Source organism: Streptomyces toyocaensis (assembly GCF_000725125.1).
Lineage (GTDB): Bacteria > Actinomycetota > Actinomycetes > Streptomycetales > Streptomycetaceae > Streptomyces > Streptomyces toyocaensis.
Map to the genome: position 1 here is coordinate 80,698 of NZ_JFCB01000008.1, position 23,036 is coordinate 103,733.

A 23,036-nucleotide genomic window follows, 5' to 3' on the forward strand; every position below is an offset into this window, starting at 1 on the left:
CCGTCGCATCCAGAGGGAGCCCCTTCCATGGCCTCGTTGCCGCTGAACCCTTCCGCCGACAGCCGGACCCGTGCGTCCGCTCTCCGCGAGGCGCTCGCCACCCGCGTGGTGGTCGCCGACGGAGCGATGGGCACCATGCTCCAGGCCCACGACCCCACGCTCGAGGACTTCCAGAACCTCGAGGGCTGCAACGAGATCCTGAACCTGACGCGCCCGGACATCGTCCGTTCGGTCCACTCCGAGTACTTCGACGCCGGAGTCGACTGCGTCGAGACCAACACCTTCGGTGCCAACCTCACCGCCCTCGGCGAGTACGACATCCCCGAGCGCGTCACCGAGCTGTCCGAGGCGGGCGCGCGCATCGCCCGCGAGACCGCGGACGAGTTCGCGGCGCGGGACGGCCGGCAGCGGTGGGTGCTCGGCTCGATGGGCCCCGGCACCAAGCTGCCCACCCTCGGCCACACCACCTTCACCGCCATCCGCGACGCCTACCAGCAGAACGCCGAGGGCCTGCTCGCGGGCGGCGCGGACGCCCTGCTGGTGGAGACGACGCAGGACCTGCTGCAGACCAAGGCCTCCGTCATCGCCGCCCGCCGCGCCATGGAGACCGCGGGCTTCGAGGTCCCGCTGATCGTGTCGGTGACGGTGGAGACGACGGGCACGATGCTGCTCGGTTCGGAGATCGGTGCGGCACTGACCGCGCTGGAGCCCCTCGGCGTCGACATGATCGGCCTGAACTGTGCCACCGGGCCGGCCGAGATGAGCGAGCACCTGCGCTACCTGTCCCGGCACTCACGCGTCCGGCTGTCGTGCATGCCGAACGCCGGCCTGCCGGAGCTCACCAAGGACGGCGCGCGCTACCCGCTGAGCGCGGGAGACCTCGCGGACGCCCAGGAGACCTTCGTACGGGACTACGGCCTGTCCCTCGTGGGCGGCTGCTGCGGCACGACGCCGGAGCACCTGCGGCAGCTCGTGGAACGGGTGCGGGGCGTGTCCCCGGCGGAGCGCGACCCGCGTCCGGAGCCCGGCGCCGCCTCCCTCTACCAGACGGTCCCCTTCCGGCAGGACACCTCCTACCTGGCGATCGGTGAGCGGACGAACGCCAACGGGTCGAAGAAGTTCCGGGAGGCCATGCTGGAGGGCCGCTGGGACAACTGCGTGGAGATCGCCCGCGAGCAGATCCGCGAGGGCGCGCACATGCTGGACCTGTGCGTCGACTACGTCGGCCGCGACGGTGTGGCCGACATGCGGGAGCTGGCGGGCCGGTTCGCGACGGCGTCCACGCTGCCCGTCGTGCTGGACTCCACCGAGGTCGACGTCATCCGGGCCGGACTGGAGAAGCTCGGCGGGCGTGCGGTGATCAACTCGGTGAACTACGAGGACGGGGCCGGCCCCGAGTCCCGCTTCGCCCGCGTCACCCGGCTGGCGAAGGAGCACGGGGCCGCGCTGATCGCGCTGACCATCGACGAGGTGGGGCAGGCCCGGACCGCCGAGAAGAAGGTGGAGATCGCCGAGCGGCTGATCGACGACCTGACCGGCACCTGGGGCATCCGCGAGGAGGACATCCTCGTCGACTGCCTGACCTTCACCATCTGTACCGGCCAGGAGGAGTCCCGCAAGGACGGCCTGGCCACCATCGAGGGCATCCGCGAGCTGAAGAAGCGCCACCCCCGTGTCCAGACCACCCTCGGCCTGTCGAACATCTCCTTCGGTCTCAACCCGGCCGCCCGCATCCTGCTGAACTCCGTGTTCCTCGACGAGTGCGTCAAGGCGGGTCTGGACTCGGCGATCGTCCACGCCTCGAAGATCCTGCCCATCGCGCGGTTCAGCGAGGAAGAGGTCACCACGGCCCTGGACCTGATCTACGACCGCCGTCGTGAGGGCTACGACCCGCTGCAGAAGCTCATGCAGCTGTTCGAAGGGGCCACGGCGAAGTCGCTCAAGGCGGGCAAGGCCGAGGAGCTGGCCGCGCTGCCCCTGGAGGAGCGGCTGAAGCGGCGGATCATCGACGGCGAGCGCAACGGGCTGGAGCAGGACCTGGACGAGGCGCTCCGGGAGCGCCCGGCGCTGGACATCGTCAACGACACCCTGCTGGACGGCATGAAGGTGGTCGGGGAGCTGTTCGGTTCCGGGCAGATGCAGCTGCCGTTCGTACTGCAGTCCGCCGAGGTGATGAAGACCGCGGTGGCGCACCTGGAACCGCACATGGAGAAGACCGACGAGGCCGGCAAGGGCACCATCGTGCTGGCCACGGTGCGCGGGGACGTGCACGACATCGGCAAGAACCTGGTCGACATCATCCTGTCGAACAACGGCTACAACGTGGTCAACCTGGGCATCAAGCAGCCCGTCTCCGCGATCCTGGAAGCCGCCGACGAGCACAAGGCCGACGTCATCGGCATGTCCGGCCTGCTGGTCAAGTCCACCGTGATCATGAAGGAGAACCTCGAGGAGCTCAACCAGCGGGGGCTGGCCGCCGACTACCCCGTCATCCTGGGCGGCGCCGCCCTCACCCGCGCCTACGTCGAACAGGACCTGCACGAGATCTACCAGGGCGAGGTCCGCTACGCCCGTGACGCCTTCGAGGGCCTGCGCCTGATGGACGCGCTCATCGGCATCAAGCGCGGCGTTCCCGGGGCGCGCCTGCCCGAGCTCAGGCAGCGCCGGGTCCGCGCGGCCACGGTCGAGGTCGAGGAGCGCCCCGAGGCGGGGCACGTCCGCTCCGACGTCGCCACCGACAACCCCGTCCCCGAGCCGCCGTTCCGGGGCACCCGCGTGATCAAGGGCATCCAGCTCAAGGAGTACGCGAGCTGGCTGGACGAGGGTGCGCTGTTCAAGGGCCAGTGGGGCCTGAAGCAATCCCGCACCGGTGCGGGCCCGACGTACGAGGAGCTGGTCGAGACCGAGGGCCGGCCGAGGCTGCGCGGGCTGCTGGACCGGCTGCAGACGGAGAACCTGCTGGAGGCGGCCGTGGTCTACGGCTACTTCCCGTGCGTCTCCAAGGACGACGACCTGATCATCCTGGACGAGCAGGGCAACGAGCGCACCCGTTTCACCTTCCCGCGCCAGCGCCGCGGCCGCCGTCTGTGCCTGGCGGACTTCTTCCGCCCGGAGGAGTCGGGCGAGACCGATGTCGTGGGGCTGCAGGTCGTCACCGTCGGTTCCCGCATCGGCGAGGAGACCGCGCGGATGTTCGAGGCCAACGCCTACCGGGACTACCTCGAACTGCACGGGCTGTCCGTGCAGCTGGCCGAGGCGCTCGCCGAGTACTGGCACGCGCGCGTGCGCTCCGAGCTCGGCTTCTCCGGGGAGGACCCGGCGGAGATGGAGGACATGTTCGCCCTGAAGTACCGGGGCGCCCGCTTCTCCCTCGGCTACGGCGCCTGCCCGGACCTGGAGGACCGCGCCAAGATCGCCGACCTGCTCCGGCCGGAGCGCATCGGGGTCCACCTCTCCGAGGAGTTCCAGCTGCACCCCGAGCAGTCCACGGACGCCATCGTCATCCACCACCCGGAGGCCAAGTACTTCAACGCCCGCTGAGGCGTCCGCGACCCGCCGCGACCCGCGGCACGCGCCACATCAGGCATTCCGGGGGCGTACCACGTACACTGGTCGGTCCACCGCAGGCCGGTTCCCCTCGTGGGAACCGGCCTGATCGTCCCTCAAGGAGGTATGTGGATGACCAGTACGGTCCCCGCGCTCGGAACTCTCACGGCCGAAGGCTCGGCCCTCCAGGCCGTGCTCCTCGACATGGACGGCACCCTGGTGGACACCGAGGGCTTCTGGTGGGACGTCGAGGTGGAGGTCTTCGCCTCCCTCGGCCACACCCTCGACGACGCCTGGCGCCATGTCGTGGTCGGCGGCCCCATGACCCGCAGTGCGGGATTCCTCATCGAGGCGACCGGTGCCGACATCACCCTCGCCGAACTGACGGTGCTGCTCAACGACGGCTTCGAGGACCGCATCGACCACGCCCTGCCGCTGATGCCGGGCGCCGCGCGGCTGCTGGCCGAGCTCGCCGAGTACGAGATCCCGACGGCGCTCGTCTCCGCCTCCCACCGGCGGATCATCGACCGGGTGCTGCCCGTGCTGGGGCCGCAGCACTTCGCGCTGTCGGTCGCCGGTGACGAGGTGCCCCGCACCAAGCCGCACCCCGACCCGTACCTGGCGGCCGCCGACGGTCTGGGCGTGAACCCCGTGCGGTGCGCGGTCGTCGAGGACACGGTGACCGGTGTCACTGCCGCCGAGGCCGCCGGCTGTCACGTCGTCGCGGTGCCGTCGGTGGGCCCGATCACGCCGGCCGCCCGGCGGACGGTCGTGCACTCCCTGGAAGTCGTGGACCTGACATTCCTGCACGGTGTGATGACGGAAATGCGCTAGGCCTTCACCCAGCGTACGGCGGTGCGAGAAACGGAATTGACGCCACTCGGCCACCGGTGACGAGCTGTCGCCCGAAAGAATTCGTTCCGGTTGCCGGTGGCTGAATTTCGATACCACCGAACCCGTTTTCACATGTGAGGTTCACCACATGTAAGGGGGTCGACAACGATGTCCGGGTGTGCCGTCCGTCCGTTTTCTGACCTCATCGGTGCGCCCTTGTGTCCCGATTGGTGAGAACCTGCACTAATCCTTCCCCAGTCACCTTCGCCGATCCGTTCACACCCGGTTCCACTGCGTGATGAGCGGTCAACTCCGGCGGCCGCGAGCCCTCCTGCGGGCGCGGACTAATGTCTTCGCGAGAACCTCGCCCCATCCATGTCATCCGCTGCGGCAACCCTGCATGCCGGATACACGGAGTCGACAGTCCTGGAGAAACTCGAGCATGAACCGCAAGACTTTGGTGCTGGCGGCCGCGATGGGCCTGCTCGCGCCGGTGCTCGCCGCTTGCGGCGACACCGACAGCGGGAACGGCGACGGCGATGCGATCGTCGTGGGCACCACGGACCGGTTCACCGCATCGGAGGAGGACGGCCTCGCGCCCCTCGACCCGGCCTTCGCGTACGACGTCGGTACCTGGAACATCCTGCGGCAGACCGTGCAGACCCTGATGGTCCAGCCGCGCGGCGACGGCGAGCCGGTGCCCGATGCCGCCGAGTCGTGCGGATTCACCGACGCCGGCAACGAGCGGTACAGCTGCAAGCTGCGCGACGGACTGAAGTTCTCCAACGGCGACGCGGTCACCGCGGCCGATGTGAAGTTCTCCATCGACCGTGCCCTCGCCATCAAGTCCGACAGTGGCGTCTTCGCGCTGCTGTCCACCATCGACACCGTGGAGACGCAGGGCGACAGCGAGGTGATCTTCCACCTCAAGGCCGCCGACGCCACCTTCCCGTACAAGCTGTCCACCCCGGTCGCGGGCATCGTCAACCCGGACGACTACGAGAAGAACAAGCTGCGCGAGGGCTTCGACATCGGCGGTTCCGGGCCGTACACCCTCGACGCCGAGGTCGAGGACAACGAGATCGTCCGGGCCACCTTCACCAAGAACCCCTCCTACAAGGGTGCGTTGGAGGTGAACAACGACAAGGTCGAGCTGGTGTCCTTCGAGAGCTCCGAGTCCATGGGCGAGGCGCTGGAGAAGGGCGACATCCAGGTCATGACCCGCAACATGTCGCCGGAGCAGGTCCAGAAGCTCGGCAACGCCGGCGGCGGTGAGATCGAGCTGGTCGAGTCCCCGGGGCTGGAGATCCGGTACCTGGCCTTCAACACCAAGGCCGAGACCGTCGAGGACAAGGCCGTCCGCCAGGCGATGGCCCAGATCATCGACCGCAGCGAGCTGGTCGGCAAGGTCTACGGCTCCCAGGCCGAGCCGCTGTTCTCGCTGGTCCCCGCCGGCGTCACCGGCCACAACAACGCGTTCTTCAACAAGTACGGCGACCCGAGCCTGGCCAAGGCTCGCACCCTGCTGGAGAAGGCCGGCGTGACCACGCCGGTCAAGCTGACGCTGCACTACACGACCGACCACTACGGCCCGGCCACCAAGGCCGAGTTCGAGCAGCTGAGCAAGCAGCTCAACGACAGCGGACTGTTCGAGACGGACATCGAGGGCGTCCCCTGGAAGAAGTTCAGCCCCGACGGACGCAAGGGCAAGTACGACGTCTACGGCATGGGCTGGTTCCCGGACTACCCGGACGCCGACGCCTTCATCTCGCCCTTCCTCGACGAGGACAACTTCCTCAACTCCCCCTACGCCAACAGCGAGATCCGCAAGGACCTGATCCCGCAGTCGCGGCGCCAGGCCGACCGGCTGTCCGCCTCCGACAGCTTCACGGAGATCCAGGACATCGTCGCCGACGACGTCCCGGTGCTCCCGCTGTGGCAGGGCAAGCAGTACATCGCCACCCGCGACGGCATCACCGGAACCGCCTACGCGCTCAACTCGTCCTCGACGCTCCAGCTCTGGGAGCTCGGACGCGGCGTCAGCGGCTGACGCACCGGCAAGACCCCGGACCGCCCGGCGGTCCGGGCACACGGAACGACAAGGCAAGTGCACGTGAACCTGCGTAACCAGTGGCCGGTCCTGCCGATCGTGGCGGGGCTGGCCTCCGGCCTGTTGACCGGCTGTGGCACCGAGAACGGCGCGACCGGGGCCGACGCCTCCCACGTCGTGGTGGGGATGTCCGACGACGTCCTGGCCACCGACCCCGCCTCCGGCTACGACCCCGGCTCCTGGCTGTTGTTCAACAACGTCTTCCAGTCGCTGCTCAGCTTCCCCAAGGGCGCCACCGAGCCCCAGCCGGATGCCGCCGAGAGCTGCGCCTTCTCGGGAACCGGCGCCAAGGTCTACACCTGCACCCTGCGGGACGGGCTGAAGTTCAGCAACGGAAACCCGCTGACGTCGAAGGACGTGAAGTTCTCCTTCGACCGCATGCTGACGATCAACGACCCCGACGGCCCCGCGGTGATGTTCCCGACGCTGGAGAAGGTCACCACGCCCGACGAGAGGACGGTCGTCTTCCGGCTCAACACGGCCGACGCCACCTTCCCCAGCAAGATCGCCTCCGGTGCCGGCTCCATCGTCGACCACCGCTCGTACGACGCGAACGGACTCCGCGAGGACGGCGAAGCGGCCGGCTCCGGCCCGTACACGCTGGACTCGTTCGGCAACGACCGTGCCGTGTTCTCCGTCAACGAGCACTACGCGGGCACCGCCGAGCCCCGGAACTCCGGCGTGACGCTGGAGTTCTTCCACGGTGACCAGAAGGCCCTGAAGGAGGCCCTGCAGGACGCCGAGGTCGACATCGCCTACCGCGGCCTCACCGCCCGGGCCGTCGCCGACATCGACGAGGCCGACCGCGGCGCCGGCGGCATCGAGGTCGTCGAGGGCAGCAGCGCCGAGGTCCAGCACCTCGTCTTCAACATGGACGACCCGGTCGCCGGCAAGCTCGGCGTGCGCAGGGCCATCGCCCACCTGATCGACCGCGACGCCCTCATCCGGGACGTCTACGAGGGCACGGCCACCCCGCTGTACTCGATCGTCCCGGCCGGTGTCGCCGGCCACAACACGGCCTTCTTCGACACCTACGGCGCCCGCCCGTCCAGGACGAAGGCCGCCGCCGCGCTGCGGAAGGAGGGCGTCAGCGGCAAGGTGGAGCTGACCCTGTGGTCCACCCCGTCCCGCTACGGCCCGGCCACCGACCAGGAGCTGGAGGCGATCGCCGGGCAGCTCAACGCCAGCGGGCTCTTCGACGCCGACGTCAGGTCCGTCCCGTTCGCCCAGTACGAGAAGGACATCGCGGCCGGCAAGTACGGCGTCTACGTCAAGGGCTGGGTCCCCGACTACCCGGACGCCGACAACTTCACCGGGCCCTTCTTCGGCGAGGGCAACGTGCTGGGCAACAACTACGACAACAGCACGATCACCGAGTCGCTCCTCCCGCGCACGGCCGCCCAGGGCGACCGCGCCGCCACCGACAAGGACTTCGGCCGGATCCAGGACATCGTCGCCGAGGACGTCCCCGTCCTCCCGGTCTGGCAGGCCAAGCAGTACGCGGTCGTCCAGGACGGCGTGTACGGTCTGGAGTACTGCCTCGACGCCTCGACCGTGTTCCGGTTCTGGGAGCTCAGCAAGGACTGACGCCGTCACCACACGAGGAGGGCGCCCACCCCGCCGGGTGGGCGCCCTCCTCGTGCCGGTGGAACCGGGCTACTGCGCGCCGGGACGCACCAGCCCGCTCTCGTAGGCGTACACCGCCGCCTGGACCCGGTCGCGCAGGCCCAGCTTGGTCAGCACGTGACCGACGTGCGTCTTGACGGTGGTCTCGCTGACGAACAGATCCGCGGCGATCTCCGCGTTGGACAGCCCGCGCGCCACCAGCTTCAGCACCTCCACCTCACGCTCGGTCAGCGTGTGCAGCGTGTCCGGCACGGGCTCGTCACCGGACGGCAGATGGGTGGCGTACTTGTCCAGCAGCCGGCGCGTGATGCTCGGCGCGAGCATCGCCTCCCCGGCGGCCACCACGCGGATCGCCTGCACCAGCTCGTTGGCCGGTGCGTCCTTCAGCAGGAAGCCGCTCGCCCCGGCCTTCAGCGCCTCCACCACGTACTCGTCGAGATCGAACGTCGTCAGCACCAGCACCTTCGCGGGCCCGTTCCGTTCGGGCCCGGTGATCTGCCGGGTCGCCTCCACCCCGTCCATCCGCGGCATGCGGATGTCCATCAGCACCACATCGGGCTGCAGCGCCCGCACCTGGTCCAGGGCCTGGAGGCCGTCTCCGGCCTCGCCGACGACCGCGAGGTCCTGCTCGGCCTCCAGAATCATCCGGAAGCCGGTACGCAGCAGCGGCTGGTCGTCGACCAGTAGGACGCGGATGGCCACGTAAGTCTCCTTCGCTAGTCCGGCCCCATTCTGCCCTGACGGCCTCCGCCGGACTCGGCCGCCCTCACGGGGAGGGGGTACGGCGGGGGAGTGCCGCCGAACTCCGGACAGTGGGCCCGGTGGTCGCACCAGCCGCACAGCTTCGTCGGACGCGGACGCCAGTCGCCCGTCTCGGTCGCCAGCCGGATCGCGTCCCACAGGGCCAGCAGCTTGCGCTCCACCCGCTCCAGATCGGCGAGCACCGGGTCGTAGGTCAGCACGTCACCGCTGCCCAGGTACACGAGCTGGAGCCGGCGCGGGACCACCCGCTTCAGCCGCCACACCACCAGCGCGTAGAACTTCATCTGGAACAGCGCGCCCTCGGCGTACTCCGGGCGCGGGGCCTTGCCCGTCTTGTAGTCGACGATGCGCACCTCGCCGGTGGGCGCCACGTCCACCCGGTCGATGATGCCGCGCAGCCGCAGTCCGGACTCCAGCTCCGCCTCGACGAACAGCTCCCGCTCGGCGGGCTCCAGCCGGCTCGGATCCTCCAGCGCGAACCAGCGCTCGACCAGCGTCTCCGCCTCCGCGAGCCAGCGCGCGAGCCGCTCGCCCTCCGGGTCGTCGGCGAACAGCTCCACGACCTCCGGGCGGGACTCGCGCAGCCGGTCCCACTGGCCCGGGACGAGCGCCTTCGCCCGCGGCGGCGTGCGCTCGGCCGCGGGGGCGTCGAAGAGCCGCTCCAGCACCGCGTGCACCAGCGTGCCCCTGGTCGCCGCCTCGCTCGGCTTCTCCGGCAGCCGGTCGATCACCCGGAACCGGTACAGCAGCGGACACTGCATGAAGTCGCTCGCACGCGAGGGGGACAGCGACGCGGGCGGTGCGGCGGAGGCCTCGGTCACCACGGCCGTGTCCGTCGCCGCCTCCGCCGTGACCGGGCTGCTGTCGGGCGGTGCCGCGCCCTCGGTGCTCGTCTCCATGACCACAGACCTTACGGCCCGCCACCGACAGCACGGCGTGAGTGAAGGGAGAGAAGGGGAACGAGGGGGTAGGGACAGGGGTGCCGGGGCGGAACGGACGGCGATCGCCGCATACCATCGACTCGAGACCTCCCGTCCGGCAGGCGCGGGATCCGCAGCGAACGAGGGGACACCGGTGGACGTAAGCGGCGGGCGCGGGCAGCCGCGGCCCGGCAACGACGAGTCGGCCGAGCACGCGGGGCCCGGGGCCCCGGACGCCGGCGACGCCCTCCCCGGGACCGGTGCGCGCCCCGTCCCTCCGGCCGGACCCACCGACGACGGCGCCCGCACGCCCGGGCCCGCAGCACCGCCCGCCGCACCGGACGACACCGCCCGGGACACGGGCACCCCCGCGGACCAGGACCCGGAGCCCGCACGGCCGTCCGACCGCACGGCGCCCGGAGCCGGCCGGCAGGACACCGAGGGTCCCGCTCCCGCGGACCGGGGTGCCCGGCCGTGGCCACCGTCCGACCGCGACCCGGATGCCGAGCCCGCACCACCGTCCGACCGCACGGCGCCCGGAGCCGGCCGGCACGACGCGTCCGGCCCCGGCCCGGCGCCCGGTGCGTGGAGCGCTCCGCCCGCCGGGCAGGGCACCGGCGGGCACCCCGCCCACGACCGCCCGCTCGCCCACTCCGGCGGCGGCCGGGGACCCGGCCCGCAGCGACCCGAGGAGCGGCAGCGGGGCGGGCTGCTGATGGGGCGGCCGTTCGGGGTGCCGGTGTACGTGGCGCCCAGCTGGTTCCTCGTGGCCCTCCTCATCACCTGGGTGTTCGGCGGACAGATCGACCGCGTCCTGCCCGGGCTCGGCGCCGCCAGCTATCTGGTCTCCCTGTTCTTCGCGGTCGCCTTCTACGCCTCCGTGCTCGTCCACGAGCTCGCGCACACCCTCGCCGCCCTCCGCTTCAAGCTGCCGGTGCGCCGCATCCAGCTGCAGTTCTTCGGTGGTGTGTCCGAGATCGAGAAGGAGGCCGAGACACCCGGCCGGGAGTTCGTGCTGGCCTTCGTCGGCCCCTTGCTGTCCCTCGTGCTGTCGGGCCTCTTCTACCTGGCCCTGCTGGCCGTCGACCCCAGCAGTGTCCCCGGCGTCCTGCTGGCCGGTCTGATGATCTCCAACCTCATCGTCGCCGTCTTCAACCTGCTGCCCGGCCTCCCCCTCGACGGCGGCCGCATGCTGCGCGCCGTCGTCTGGGCGGTCACGGGCAAGCCGATGACCGGCACCATCGCCGCCGCCTGGGTGGGCCGCGCCCTCGCCGTCTCCGTCCTGATCGGCCTCCCACTGCTCACCCAGTCCGGCGCCCTCGGCTCCGACGCCGTGGACAACGTGGGCATGGACACCGTCCTGGACGCCCTGCTCGCCGCCATCCTCGCCGCGATCATCTGGACGGGCGCCGGCAACAGCCTGCGCATGGCCCGTCTGCGCGAGCACCTGCCCGAGCTGCGCGCCCGCGCCCTCACCCGCCGCGCGGTGCCCGTCGAGAGCGACACCCCCCTCTCCGAGGCCCTGCGCCGCGCCAACGCCGCGGGGGCCCGCGCCCTGGTGGTCGTCGACCCGGACGGCGCGCCCCTCTCCCTGGTGCGTGAGGCCGCCATCGTCGGCGTGCCCGAGCACCGCCGCCCCTGGGTCCCGGTCAGCGGGCTGGCCCAGGACCTCACCGACGGCATGCGCGTCTCCGCCGAGCTCGCCGGAGAGGACCTCCTCGACGCCCTGCGCGCGGCACCGGCCACCGAGTACCTCGTGGTCGAGGAGACGGGCGAGATCTACGGCGTGCTGTCCGCGGCCGACGTCGAGCGCGCCTTCGTGAAGGCCATGGCCCGGCCCAGCTGATCGCGCGGGCCGTGGTCGGCGGCCCCTCCGGGGACCGGTAGGCTGGTCACATGTCCGAACCGACCGGTGCCGCCCGCAGGCGCGGGCCCTTCAAGGTCGGGGACCAGGTTCAGCTGACCGACCCCAAGGGCCGCCACTACACGTTCACGCTCGAGGCCGGGAAGAACTTCCACACCCACAAGGGTTCCTTCCCCCACGACGAACTGATCGGTGCTCCCGAGGGCAGCGTTGTCCGCACCACCGGGAACGTCGCCTACCTCGCGCTGCGCCCCCTGCTCCCCGACTATGTCCTGTCCATGCCCCGCGGGGCAGCCGTCGTCTACCCGAAGGACGCGGGGCAGATCCTGGCCTTCGCCGACATCTTCCCCGGCGCGCGCGTCGTGGAGGCCGGCGTCGGCTCCGGCTCGCTCAGCAGCTTCCTGCTGCGCGCCATCGGCGACCAGGGCATGCTGCACTCCTACGAGCGCCGCGAGGACTTCGCCGACATCGCCCGGCAGAACGTGGAGCGCTACTTCGGCGGACCGCACCCCGCCTGGCAGCTCACCGTGGGCGACCTCCAGGACAACCTGTCCGACGCCGACGTCGACCGCGTCATCCTGGACATGCTCGCCCCCTGGGAGTGCCTGGAGGCCGTTTCCAAGGCGCTCGTGCCCGGCGGCATCCTGTGCTGTTACGTCGCCACCACCACCCAGCTGGCCCGGACCGTCGAGTCCATCCGTGAGATCGGCTGCTTCAACGAGCCGACCTCCTGGGAGACGATGATCCGCAACTGGCACATCGAGGGCCTGGCCGTCCGCCCGGACCACCGGATGATCGGCCACACCGGTTTCCTGCTCACCGCCCGCCGCCTCGCCGACGGCGTCGAGCCGCCCATGCGTCGCCGCCGCCCCGCCAAGGGCGCCTACGGCGAGGACTACGCAGGCCCCAACGCCGACGGAGGCGCCGGCCGCTGACGCGGTCCCGCCACTGGTGCAACGCACGGGCGCCGTGGCGCAGTTCCCCCGAACCGCTCGGAACTGCGCCACGGCGCTCCGTCATTGACACGGCGACACGTCGACACATCGACACGAGTGCGGCGACCGCAGCCCTTCCCGGTTCCCGCGCACCGCACCCGTACACCCCCCGCCGTTCCCTCCGTCCTGTGACGTGTGGCACGATGCTGGCCACCCCCACCGGCACAGCCCTCACAGGAGACACTCCTAGTGCAGCCTTCCGCCGTTCCGGAGCTCGCCCACACGCACGCCCGCCCGATCCACTGGGTCGCCACCGCCACGGCCCTCGCCGGTGTCGTGGCCCTGTCCTCGGTCCTGGGGCCCGACGCCGCGACCGCGGCCCCGCCCACCGGACCGCACACGAGGAGCGCCCCGGCCCGGATCGCTCCGCCCGACCCTGCGGCCGTGGAGTTCCCCCTCGAGTGCGGCCCGGTGGAGGCGGTGGTGAAGAGGAAGGCGTCAGGCGACCTCGACGGCGACGGGCGGCCGGAGACGGTGGCGGTGGTGCACTGCGACGCTCCCATGGGCACCCCGCCCGACGGTGTGTACGTCGTCACCCAGGGCGCCGGGAGCACGCGGCCGCGCGTGGTCGCCACCCTGGCCGACCCCGAGGACCGCACCAACGTCGACGACTTCGCCGTACGGGACGGCGAAGTGACCGCCACCCTCCTCGGCTATTCGTCGGAGGCCGTGCCCAGTTGCTGCCCCGATGTGCGCGAGAGCGTGAAATGGCGGTGGGAGGACGGTGCGTTCGTGCGGTCGGCCCCGTCCGGCGCCAGGAGCGTGTGAACCGCGCGCGGGGCGTGCGTCGAGCCGCGCACCCCGGAGTGTGACGAATCAGACAGCCGTGACGCGGCGTGCGGCGGCGGTCACCCGGCGTCCGGTCCGTACACCTCGGCCCTGTCCGAAACCCGGCGGACGTGGATGCACTCGCCCGGACACTCCTTCGCGGAGTCGATCACGTCCGTGAGGAGCGGCAGCGGTACGGGCGTTGTCGCCCCCTTGTCCTGCAGCAGCTCGTCCTGCGGGCTCTTCACATAGGCCAGACCGTCGATGTCCAGCTCGAACACCTCGGGCGCGTACTGCGCGCAGATGCCGTCACCGGTACACAGGTCCTGGTCGATCCAGACCTCCAGGGCCTCGCCACCGACTCCGGCCTCCTGCTGCACGCTCATCTCTCCTACCGATTCCTGCGCCGAGCCGAACGGGAATCCGGCCAGCTCTGACGGGTGTTGAACACTTCGACCCTACCTTCGCCTGGGTTCCAATCATCTTCGGTGGGTATTCCCCTGGCGTGAGGGAGAGCGCAAGGGTGAAGATCGGACACACCCCGACCGTCTTTGTGATCTAGGGGTTTCAATCGACACCCGCCCAGGTAGGGTCTGGAAGCGTCCAGCTCCCCTTGGAGGAGGTGAGGACCGTGGCAGCCCACGACGACGACATGAACCGCGGCATCCGCCCGGGACGCGGGTCCGACGACCCGGCCGGGCAGATCGCCTACCTTGAGCAGGAGATCGCCGTCCTGCGACGCAAGCTCGCCGACTCTCCGCGACACACGAGGATTCTCGAAGAGCGGATCGTCGAGCTGCAGACCAACCTGGCCGGCGTGTCCGCCCAGAACGAACGACTCGCGGGCACGCTCCGTGAGGCCCGCGACCAGATCGTGGCCCTCAAGGAGGAGGTCGACCGGCTCGCACAGCCCCCGGCCGGCTTCGGTGTCTTCCTCGTGGCGAACGAGGACGGCACGGCCGACATCTTCACCGGCGGCCGCAAGCTGCGGGTGAACGTCAGTCCCGGCGTCGAGCTCGAGGAGCTCAGGCGCGGCCAGGAAGTGATGCTCAACGAAGCGCTCAACGTGGTCGAGGCCATGGAGTTCGAGCGCGTCGGTGACATCGTCACCCTCAAGGAGATCCTGGAGGACGGCGAGCGGGCCCTGGTGCTCGGGCACACCGACGAGGAGCGGGTGGTGCGGCTCGCTGAGCCGCTGCTGGACGTCACCATCCGCCCCGGCGACGCCCTGCTGCTGGAACCCCGCTCGGGATACGTCTACGAGGTCGTCCCCAAGAGCGAGGTCGAGGAGCTCGTCCTCGAGGAAGTCCCCGACATCGGATACGAGCAGATCGGCGGTCTCGGTGGCCAGATCGAGGCCATCCGCGACGCGGTCGAGCTGCCCTACCTCTACCCGGACCTGTTCAAGGAGCACGAACTGCGGCCGCCCAAGGGCGTGCTGCTGTACGGGCCTCCCGGATGCGGCAAGACGCTCATCGCCAAGGCCGTCGCCAACTCGCTGGCCAAGAAGGTCGCCGAGGTCACCGGCCAGGCCGCAGGCAAGAGCTTCTTCCTCAACATCAAGGGCCCCGAGCTGCTGAACAAGTACGTCGGTGAGACCGAGCGGCAGATCCGCCTGGTCTTCCAGCGGGCCCGGGAGAAGGCCAGCGAGGGCACCCCCGTCATCGTCTTCTTCGACGAGATGGAGTCCCTCTTCCGCACCCGTGGGTCCGGTGTCAGCTCGGACGTGGAGAACACCATCGTCCCGCAGCTGCTCGCCGAGATCGACGGCGTGGAGGGCCTGCAGAACGTGGTCGTGATCGGCGCCTCCAACCGGGAGGACATGATCGACCCCGCCATCCTGCGTCCCGGCCGGCTGGACGTGAAGATCAAGATCGAGCGTCCGGACGCCGAGGCGGCCAAGGACATCTTCGGCAAGTACCTCACCGAACGCCTCCCGCTGCACTCCGACGATCTCACCGAGCACGGCGGCGACAAGTCCATGACGGTCCAGAGCATGATCCAGACCGCGGTGGAACAGATGTACGCCGAATCCGAGGAGAACCGCTTCCTGGAAGTCACCTACGCCAACGGCGACAAGGAAGTCCTGTACTTCAAGGACTTCAATTCCGGCGCCATGATCGAGAACATCGTGGGCCGCGCCAAGAAGATGGCGATCAAGGACTTCCTGGAGAAGAGCCAGAAGGGTCTCCGCGTCTCCCACCTGCTCCAGGCCTGCGTGGACGAGTTCAAGGAGAACGAGGACCTGCCGAACACCACCAACCCGGACGACTGGGCCCGCATCTCCGGAAAGAAGGGCGAGCGGATTGTTTACATCCGTACGCTCATCACCGGAAAGCAGGGCGCGGACACCGGACGCTCCATCGACACGGTGGCGAATACCGGTCAGTACCTGTAAAAGCCAGGGCGGCTGCGGGTGCCCTCAGCGGGTACCCGCAGCCGACTGTTTTTCGGTGCCACGGCTGGAGCACAGCAATGACGCAAATGATCTCCCCACCAGCGCAAAGGCGTTCTAGGCTCTCTGGTACCGCCGAGTCGCGCAGTGCGGGGACGGGCACCGCACACGCACCGGAGCGCCAGCGGTACAGCAGCGCCCCCGACCGGGGACGCCGCCGGGCAAGGAGGGCCGCATGACCGTACGGCGAGTAATGGGCATCGAGACGGAGTACGGAATCTCCGTCCCCGGCCACCCCAACGCCAATGCCATGCTCACCTCGTCCCAGATCGTGAACGCCTACGCGGCGGCGATGCACCGGGCCCGCCGGGCCCGCTGGGACTTCGAGGAGGAGAACCCGCTGCGGGACGCGCGAGGCTTCGACCTCGCCCGTGAGGCCGCCGACGCCAGCCAGCTCACGGACGAGGACATCGGTCTGGCCAACGTCATCCTGACCAACGGCGCACGGCTCTACGTGGACCACGCCCATCCGGAGTACAGCGCGCCCGAGGTCACCAATCCGCGCGACGCCGTGCTCTGGGACAAGGCGGGCGAGCGGATCATGGCCGAGGCGGCGGAGCGCGCGGCCCAGCTTCCCGGCGCCCAGCCGATCCACCTGTACAAGAACAACACCGACAACAAGGGCGCGTCCTACGGCACGCACGAGAACTACCTGATGAAGCGGGAGACCCCCTTCTCGGACATCGTGCGCCACCTGACCCCGTTCTTCGTCTCCCGCCAGGTCTTCACCGGCGCCGGCCGTGTCGGCATCGGCCAGGACGGCCACGAGCACGGCTTCCAGCTCAGCCAGCGCGCGGACTACTTCGAGGTCGAGGTGGGCCTGGAGACGACGCTGAAGCGCCCGATCATCAACACCCGGGACGAGCCGCACTCCGACGCGGAGAAGTACCGGCGGCTGCATGTGATCGTCGGCGACGCGAACCTGTCCGAGATCTCGACGTACCTGAAGCTGGGCACGACGGCGCTGGTGCTGTCGATGATCGAGGACGGATTCATCGCGGTGGATCTCGCGGTGGACCAGCCGGTGCGGACGCTGCACCAGGTGTCGCACGATCCCTCCCTGAAGCGGCTCGTCACGCTGCGCAGCGGACGGACGCTGACCGCGGTGCAGCTCCAGATGGAGTACTTCGAGCTGGCTCGCAAGTACGTGGAGGAACGCTTCGGGGCCGATGCCGACGAGCAGACCAAGGACGTCCTCGCGCGCTGGGAGGACACCCTCACGCGGCTGGAGAACGACCCGATGAGCCTGGCCGGTGAGCTGGACTGGGTCGCCAAGCGGGAGCTCATGGAGGGCTACCGGCGCAGGGACGGTCTGGACTGGGACGCGGCCCGGCTGCACCTGGTGGACCTGCAGTACGCCGACGTGCGCCCCGAGAAGGGCCTGTACAACCGCCTGGTGGCCCGCGGGCGGATGAAGCGGCTCCTGGCCGAGGAAGAGGTCGAGCGGGCCCGTACGGCGCCTCCGGAGGACACCCGCGCCTACTTCCGCGGGCGGTGCCTGGAGCAGTACGCGGACGACGTCGCGGCGGCCTCCTGGGACTCGGTGATCTTCGATCTGCCGGGCCGGGACTCGCTCCAGCGGGTACCAACCCTGGAACCGCTTCGCGGAACGCGTAATCACGTCAAGGAGCTCCTGGACCGCTGCCGGACGGCGGAAGACCTGGTCAGGGTGTTGTCCGGGGGGTGAGCCCGGTCGGAGCGGGTACCTGCGGGTACCCGGAAGGACCGGCCGGGCAGGGTGGAAAATGCCCGGCCAGGGAATCATCGAGGTGGTCCCCGTACGTTGGAGCAACTGCGGGGGCATTGTCGGACCCGGCTTGTAGGGTCTGATCTTGACCGAGCAAGTGTGTCGGGCGAACCGAGCGGGGTGAGGGTGATGGCGACCAAGGACACCGGCGGCGGACAGCAGAAGGCCACCCGGTCCACCGAGGAGGTCGAGGAGCAGGCGGCGGAGACGCAGGCTTCGGAGGACCTCAAGGAACGTCAGGAAAAGCTGAGCGAGGACGTGGACGACGTCCTCGACGAGATCGACGACGTGCTCGAGGCCAACGCCGAGGACTTCGTGAGGTCCTTCGTTCAGAAGGGCGGCCAGTAGCTCTCCGACCGGAGGCTGCGGGGGCGCCCGGGGTGAGGGACGAGGACGGTGTGAACGCTGTTCGCGGTGCGGGCTGGGCCGGCCGCGGGCAGCGTTCGTGCTGCGGGGCGGCGAGGGCCGCCGTGCGAGGCGCCCCGAAAGCCCCCGCCGGATATGTGGATCATTGCCGTGAGGCGGGTAGGGTCCGTGGCGTACCGTGCTTCAACTGCAATTCGGCCATCGGCAAGTTGGGAGATGATCCCGACGCTGTTCGTCGGGCAGCTGCCTACCTGGAAGGAACTTCGTGGAAGCCAACACTCACGGCACCGGGCGTCTGCCGGCTGCCTTCCTGACGCCCGGCTCTTCCTCCTTCATGGACTTCCTCTCCGAGCACCAGCCGGAACTGCTGCCGGGCAAGAGGTCGTTGCCGCCCGTCAAGGGCGTGATCGAGGCGCCGCACGGCACGACGATCGTGGCCGTCACGTTCCCCGGCGGGGTCGTGCTCGCCGGTGACCGGCGGGCCACCATGGGGAACGTCATCGCGCAGCGGGACATCGAGAAGGTCTTCCCCGCCGACGAGTACTCGGCCGTGGGCATCGCCGGCACGGCCGGGCTGGCCGTGGAGATGGTGAAGCTGTTCCAGCTGGAGCTGGAGCACTTCGAGAAGGTCGAGGGCGCGCAGCTCTCGCTGGAGGGCAAGGCGAACCGGCTCTCCACGATGATCCGTTCCAATCTGGGCATGGCCATGCAGGGACTGGCCGTGGTCCCGCTGTTCGCCGGGTACGACGTCGACCGGGAGAAGGGACGGATCTTCTCCTACGACGTCACGGGCGGGCGCTCGGAGGAGCAGGGGTACGCCGCCACCGGTTCCGGTTCGATCTTCGCGCGCGGTGCGATGAAGAAGCTGTTCCGGGATGATCTGAATGAGGCCGAGGCCACCACGCTGGTGGTGCAGGCCCTGTACGACGCGGCAGACGACGACTCGGCGACCGGTGGTCCCGATGTCGCCCGCCGGATCTACCCCATCGTCACCGTGATCACCGAGGACGGCTACCGCCGGCTCACCGAGGACGAGGCGTCCGGCATCGCCCGGTCGGTGCTGGAGCGGCGGCTGGAGCAGCCGGACGGTCCGCGGGCCTCGCTGCTGTAGGCCGCGCGGGCGGGTTGTTCGGTTGTTTCAGGGTGGTCCAGTGACTTCGACAGAAAGGGACGGATAACCGGTGTCGACGCCGTTCTATGTCTCACCTCAGCAGGCGATGGCCGACCGGGCGGAGTACGCCCGCAAGGGCATCGCCCGTGGCCGCAGCCTTGTCGTGCTGCAGTACGCCGACGGGATCGTGTTCGTCGGCGAGAACCCGTCCCGGGCGCTGCACAAGTTCAGCGAGATCTACGACCGGATCGGGTTCGCCGCCGCCGGTAAGTACAACGAGTACGAGAACCTGCGGATCGGGGGCGTGCGGTACGCCGACCTGCGGGGGTACACCTACGACCGGGACGACGTGACCGCCCGGGGTCTGGCGAACGTGTACGCGCAGACTCTGGGGACGATCTTCTCGAGCGTGGGGGAGAAGCCGTACGAGGTGGAGCTGGTGGTGGCCGAGGTCGGGGAGACCCCGGAGCAGGACCAGATCTACCGGCTGCCGCACGACGGGTCCATCGTGGACGAGCACGGCTCGGTGGCGGTGGGGGGCAACGCGGAGCAGATCAGCGGGTACCTCGATCAGCGGCACCGGGACGGTATGACGCTGGCGGAGGCGCTGAAGCTGGCGGTGCAGTCGCTGTCGCGGGACACCAACGGCAGTGAGCGGGAGATTCCCGCGGAGCGGCTGGAGGTGGCCGTGCTGGACCGCACGCGACCGCAGAAGCGGAAGTTCAGGCGGATCGGCGGGCGGCAGCTCGCGCGCCTGCTGGAGGCGGGCGGCGCGGAGACGGCCTCCGAGGCGGAGGGCGACACGGATTCCGGCGGAGACGTCGAGTAGGTGGGGGTTCGCGTCCCCTGCCTGCGGTGCGGCTGACCCTCCGGTGGGCCTCGGGCAGCGCCTTCGGTCGTGGGTGGGTCGGGGCCGGGGCGGGGGTGTCCGTCCCCGGACCGGTGCGATGCGGTTCGCGGGAGGGGTGCGGTGAGCGGACGCGCCGGCCACGGCGGGCGGAACACCCCCGCCCCGTCCCCTCCACGCCGTGGGCGGCATACTCCGCGCCCAGCCGCGCCACCGCCGGTGGTCACGCCCGGCGCCCGGCCGCGCCGCGCCCGTGGTTCCCTGCGCTGTGTCGCTCCGCGCCCGCCGTGACAGCGGGCCATCGCGCCGCGCCCGCCGTGACAGCGGGCCATCGCGCCGCGCCCGCCGTGACAGCGGGCCATCGCGCCGCACCCGTCATGGCTGCGGGCCATCGCGCCGCGCCCGCCGTGACAGCGGGCCATCGCGCCGCACCTGTCATGGCTGCGGGCCATCCGCCGCGCTCGCCGTTCCCGCGGGCAGTCGTGCCTCCCTCAGTTCGTTGTGGGCCTGCGAGGTACCCCCAGGGGCGATGACGGTACCTCCCGCTCATGGGCGTCCCCCCCCGGCTCGGGCGAAGCCGAGAGAGGGGAGGGTGGGCGCGACGGCACCGGCGGCGCCGGGCTGCGCCATCTTCCTCCGGTCCGTACCGGCGCCGGGTTCCTGTGGGCGCCCGGCGCGTACACTCCCCGGCCGGCGCCACCCGCGCACGTCAGCCGGCCGGCACCCGTGCCGTCGACCCCCGCACCACCAGGTCGACCGGGATGTCGCCCTCCGAGGGATCGCGTCCCTCCAGCACCGCCAGCAACGCCCGCATCCCCCGCTCCCCGAACAGCTCCGCGTCCAGCCGCACCGTCGTCAGCTCCGGATCGATCGCCGTCGCCAGGGCCAGATCGTCCAGCCCGGTGACGGACAGGTCCTCCGGCACCCGCAGTCCCAGCCGCCGCGCCGCCTTGTACACGCCCGCCGCCAGCTGGTCGTCGTCACAGACCACCGCGGTGGGCCGGTCCCGCTCCCCGGTGAGCGCGGCCTGGGCCGAGGCCTCCGCACCCCTGATGGAGATCGGCGCCCGCGCCGTGCGCAACGACGTCCCCGAAGCCGCCCGCAGCCGCCCCGCCAGCTCCCGCGCGCGCGCCTCGAAGGTCCAGGACGGCACGTCCGCCGCCAGGTGCAGGAAGCGGCGGTGCCCCAGGCCGAGCAGGTGGTCCGTGACCTGCCGGACCCCGTCGGCGATGTCCAGGTTGACCGTGGCCGCGCCCACACTCCCCTCGGGGTCGCTGTCCAGCATCACCAGCGGCAGCTGGTCGCCGCGGATCGCGGTCAGGGCCTCCGCCGCCATCGAGGAGGCGATCACGCCGTCCAGGGCCGCCTGGGCGGAGGCGAAGGGGTCGCGAGCGGGGCCGATGCCCTCCGGGGAGGGGTAGAGGACCACGCCGAAGCCGTGCTGGGAGGCCACCCGGGCGGCACCGGTGTAGACGCCCGCGAAGAACTCCGTGGTGAGGGCGGGGACGACCAGGAGGACCGTGCGGGTACGGCCCAGGCGGAGGTTGCGGGCGGCGAGGTTGGGCCGGTAGTCCAGGGTGCGCGCGGCCTCGCGCACGCGCTCCGCCGTGGCCTCGGAGACCCGGCCGCGCCACTTGTCGCCGAGGACCAGGGAGACCGCGGCCTGGGAGACGCCGGCGACCTGGGCGACGTCCCTGCTCGTGGGGCGGGTACCGGCTCCGGGCATCGGCGGGCCGCTCCTTCGTCTGGACTGGTGAACAGCGGCCATGGTACGTATGGACGACTTAGTTATACGTAAAACTTCCAGTGGAGGAGCCGGAATGGCCACGGGATACCTGGAGATACTCCGGGCGCGGCACGCCACCCGGCTGCTCGTCGGCACGCTGGTCGGGCGGCTGCCCAACGCGACCGCGGCCATCGCGATCGTGCTGTTCGTGCGCGCGGAGGGCGGTACGTACAGCCTGGCCGGAGCCCTGGCCGCGGTGTACGGCGTCGCCAACGCCGTCGGGCAGCCCGTCCTGGGGCGGCTGGTGGACCTGCGGGGGCAGCCGCGGGTACAGCTGCCCGCCGCCGTGCTGTCGGCGCTGGCGATGGCCGTCTTCGCCTTCGTGGGCATCGGGCCCCTGGCGCTCGCCTACGGCGCGGTCGCCGCTGCGGGCCTCTTCACTCCGCCGCTCGAGGGCGGGCTGCGGGCACTGTGGTCCTCGGTGCTGCCGAAAGAGGACCACGTGCACCGGGCGTACGCCATGGACGCCGTGGCGCAGGAGGTGATGTTCACCGTCGGACCGCTGCTGGTGACCGTGTGTGCCTCGTTGTGGTCGGCCCAGGCGGCACTGCTCGTGCTGAACGTCATCGGGGTGCTGGGCGCGCTCTCCGTGGTGGTGTCGCGGCCCTCACGCGCGTGGCGGTCGGCGCCGCGCGAGGCGCACTGGCTGGGGGCCCTGCGCTCACCGGGGCTGCTCGCGCTGCTGGGCGCCTTCCTGGCCGTGGGGATGGCGCTCGGGTCGATCACCGTGGCGGCCATGACGTACGCGGACGCGCACGGCGGTGACCACGTGTACGGCTGGCTGATGGCGGGGATCGGGCTGGGCGCCCTGGTCGGCGGTGTGGCGTACGGGGCCCGGCAGTGGGCCGGTGAGCCCGCGCGGCGGCTCCAGGTGCTCGTGGCCCTGCTGGCGGTGTGCTACCTGCCGCTGATGCTGATGCCCGGCCCCGTGGCCATGACGTTGCTCACCGTGGTCTCCGGGTTCTTCCTGGCGCCGGCGATCGCCTGTGCGTTCGTGCTCGTCGACCGGCACGCGCCGCGCGGGACCGTCACGGAGGCCTTCTCCTGGCTGGTGACGACCTTCACGGTGGGCGCGTCGGTCGGAACGGGTGTCACCGGTGTGGTGGTCGAGGCGGGCGGGGCGCTGTGGGGGTTCGCCGTGCCGGGCGCCGCGGGCGGCGTGTCGCTGGTGGTTTTGATCGCCACCGGACGGGTATTGGCAGCTCCCGCCGGGAGGGCCGTGGTCGCGGCCCGATCGGAAAATGATCCGAACCGTGCCGTCGAACCTCGTTTCAGCTCGGGGGATCGGGCGTAATGTTC

18 protein-coding genes are annotated in these 23,036 nt (G+C 70.6%); 14 read left to right on the forward strand and 4 right to left on the reverse strand.

Annotated features, from left to right (window positions below; genetic code table 11):
- Positions 1-27 precede the first annotated feature (27 nt).
- The 4 genes from metH (at position 28) to BU52_RS11665 (ending at position 8,077) form a co-directional block, all read left to right on the forward strand.
- Positions 28-3,540: a methionine synthase gene (gene metH, locus BU52_RS11650; protein ID WP_037932333.1), complete on the forward strand. Its 3,513-nt coding sequence runs from the start codon at positions 28-30 to the stop codon at positions 3,538-3,540.
- A 138-nt stretch (positions 3,541-3,678) separates the two neighbouring features.
- Positions 3,679-4,380: an HAD family hydrolase gene (locus tag BU52_RS11655; protein ID WP_037932544.1), complete on the forward strand. Its 702-nt coding sequence runs from the start codon at positions 3,679-3,681 to the stop codon at positions 4,378-4,380.
- A gap of 442 nt (positions 4,381-4,822) precedes the next feature.
- Positions 4,823-6,430 carry an ABC transporter substrate-binding protein gene (locus BU52_RS11660; protein ID WP_037932334.1) on the forward strand — a complete coding sequence of 536 codons (1,608 nt, stop codon included), beginning with the start codon at positions 4,823-4,825 and terminating at the stop codon, positions 6,428-6,430.
- 63 nt (positions 6,431-6,493) lie between these two features.
- Positions 6,494-8,077 carry an ABC transporter substrate-binding protein gene (locus tag BU52_RS11665; protein ID WP_037932546.1) on the forward strand — a complete coding sequence of 528 codons (1,584 nt, stop codon included), beginning with the start codon at positions 6,494-6,496 and terminating at the stop codon, positions 8,075-8,077.
- Between the two features lie 69 nt (positions 8,078-8,146).
- Here BU52_RS11665 and BU52_RS11670 read toward each other — a convergent pair whose 3' ends face one another.
- Together BU52_RS11670 and BU52_RS11675 are read right to left on the reverse strand one after the other, a co-directional pair.
- Entirely contained in the window at positions 8,147-8,818 is a 672-nt protein-coding gene (locus tag BU52_RS11670; protein ID WP_037932336.1) for a response regulator, read from the reverse strand.
- A gap of 14 nt (positions 8,819-8,832) precedes the next feature.
- The gene (locus BU52_RS11675) at positions 8,833-9,777 is read right to left on the reverse strand and encodes a RecB family exonuclease (protein WP_037932337.1); all 945 of its coding nucleotides are present in this window, start codon (positions 9,775-9,777) and stop codon (positions 8,833-8,835) included.
- Between the two features lie 175 nt (positions 9,778-9,952).
- On the opposite strand from BU52_RS11675, the gene BU52_RS11680 reads away from it, so the two are divergent.
- The 3 genes from BU52_RS11680 to BU52_RS11690 all read left to right on the forward strand — a co-directional run bounded on the left by BU52_RS11680 (position 9,953) and on the right by BU52_RS11690 (position 13,425).
- Positions 9,953-11,644, forward strand: a complete 1,692-nt coding sequence (locus BU52_RS11680; RefSeq protein ID WP_037932338.1) for a site-2 protease family protein — start codon at positions 9,953-9,955, stop codon at positions 11,642-11,644.
- A gap of 50 nt (positions 11,645-11,694) precedes the next feature.
- Positions 11,695-12,597 (forward strand): tRNA (adenine-N1)-methyltransferase, encoded by a 903-nt coding sequence (locus tag BU52_RS11685; RefSeq protein WP_037932340.1) that lies wholly within the window; start codon positions 11,695-11,697, stop codon positions 12,595-12,597.
- Positions 12,598-12,846: 249 nt separating this feature from the next.
- Positions 12,847-13,425, forward strand: a complete 579-nt coding sequence (locus BU52_RS11690) for a hypothetical protein (protein ID WP_037932341.1) — start codon at positions 12,847-12,849, stop codon at positions 13,423-13,425.
- An 80-nt stretch (positions 13,426-13,505) separates the two neighbouring features.
- Here the strand turns inward: BU52_RS11690 and BU52_RS11695 are convergent, their stop codons facing one another.
- The gene (locus BU52_RS11695) at positions 13,506-13,811 is read right to left on the reverse strand and encodes a ferredoxin (RefSeq protein ID WP_037932343.1); all 306 of its coding nucleotides are present in this window, start codon (positions 13,809-13,811) and stop codon (positions 13,506-13,508) included.
- Positions 13,812-14,056: 245 nt separating this feature from the next.
- Here BU52_RS11695 and arc point away from each other — a divergent pair, with 245 nt between their 5' ends.
- From arc to prcA, 6 genes are all read left to right on the forward strand, one after another.
- Positions 14,057-15,823, forward strand: a complete 1,767-nt coding sequence (arc, locus tag BU52_RS11700; protein ID WP_037932345.1) for a proteasome ATPase — start codon at positions 14,057-14,059, stop codon at positions 15,821-15,823.
- 232 nt (positions 15,824-16,055) lie between these two features.
- Entirely contained in the window at positions 16,056-17,567 is a 1,512-nt protein-coding gene (gene dop, locus BU52_RS11705) for a depupylase/deamidase Dop (RefSeq protein ID WP_362266907.1), read from the forward strand.
- Between the two features lie 189 nt (positions 17,568-17,756).
- On the forward strand, positions 17,757-17,975 hold the full coding sequence (locus BU52_RS11710) for a ubiquitin-like protein Pup (protein ID WP_037932349.1): 219 nt from the start codon (positions 17,757-17,759) through the stop codon (positions 17,973-17,975).
- 122 nt (positions 17,976-18,097) lie between these two features.
- The gene (locus BU52_RS33455) at positions 18,098-18,307 is read left to right on the forward strand and encodes an endonuclease domain-containing protein (protein ID WP_407702038.1); all 210 of its coding nucleotides are present in this window, start codon (positions 18,098-18,100) and stop codon (positions 18,305-18,307) included.
- Entirely contained in the window at positions 18,259-19,104 is an 846-nt protein-coding gene (gene prcB / locus BU52_RS11720) for a proteasome subunit beta (protein ID WP_037932351.1), read from the forward strand. Before BU52_RS33455 ends, prcB begins: the two co-directional genes overlap by 49 nt.
- A gap of 70 nt (positions 19,105-19,174) precedes the next feature.
- Positions 19,175-19,933, forward strand: a complete 759-nt coding sequence (prcA, locus tag BU52_RS11725; RefSeq protein ID WP_037932352.1) for a proteasome subunit alpha — start codon at positions 19,175-19,177, stop codon at positions 19,931-19,933.
- Positions 19,934-20,660: 727 nt separating this feature from the next.
- On the opposite strand, the gene BU52_RS11730 is transcribed toward prcA, so the two are convergent.
- The gene (locus BU52_RS11730) at positions 20,661-21,677 is read right to left on the reverse strand and encodes a LacI family DNA-binding transcriptional regulator (RefSeq protein WP_037932354.1); all 1,017 of its coding nucleotides are present in this window, start codon (positions 21,675-21,677) and stop codon (positions 20,661-20,663) included.
- Positions 21,678-21,771: 94 nt separating this feature from the next.
- Between BU52_RS11730 and BU52_RS11735 the strand changes: the two genes are divergently transcribed.
- Complete coding sequence (locus BU52_RS11735; protein ID WP_037932356.1) at positions 21,772-23,031, forward strand: MFS transporter; 1,260 nt, start codon at positions 21,772-21,774, stop codon at positions 23,029-23,031.
- Positions 23,032-23,036: the final 5 nt, after the last annotated feature.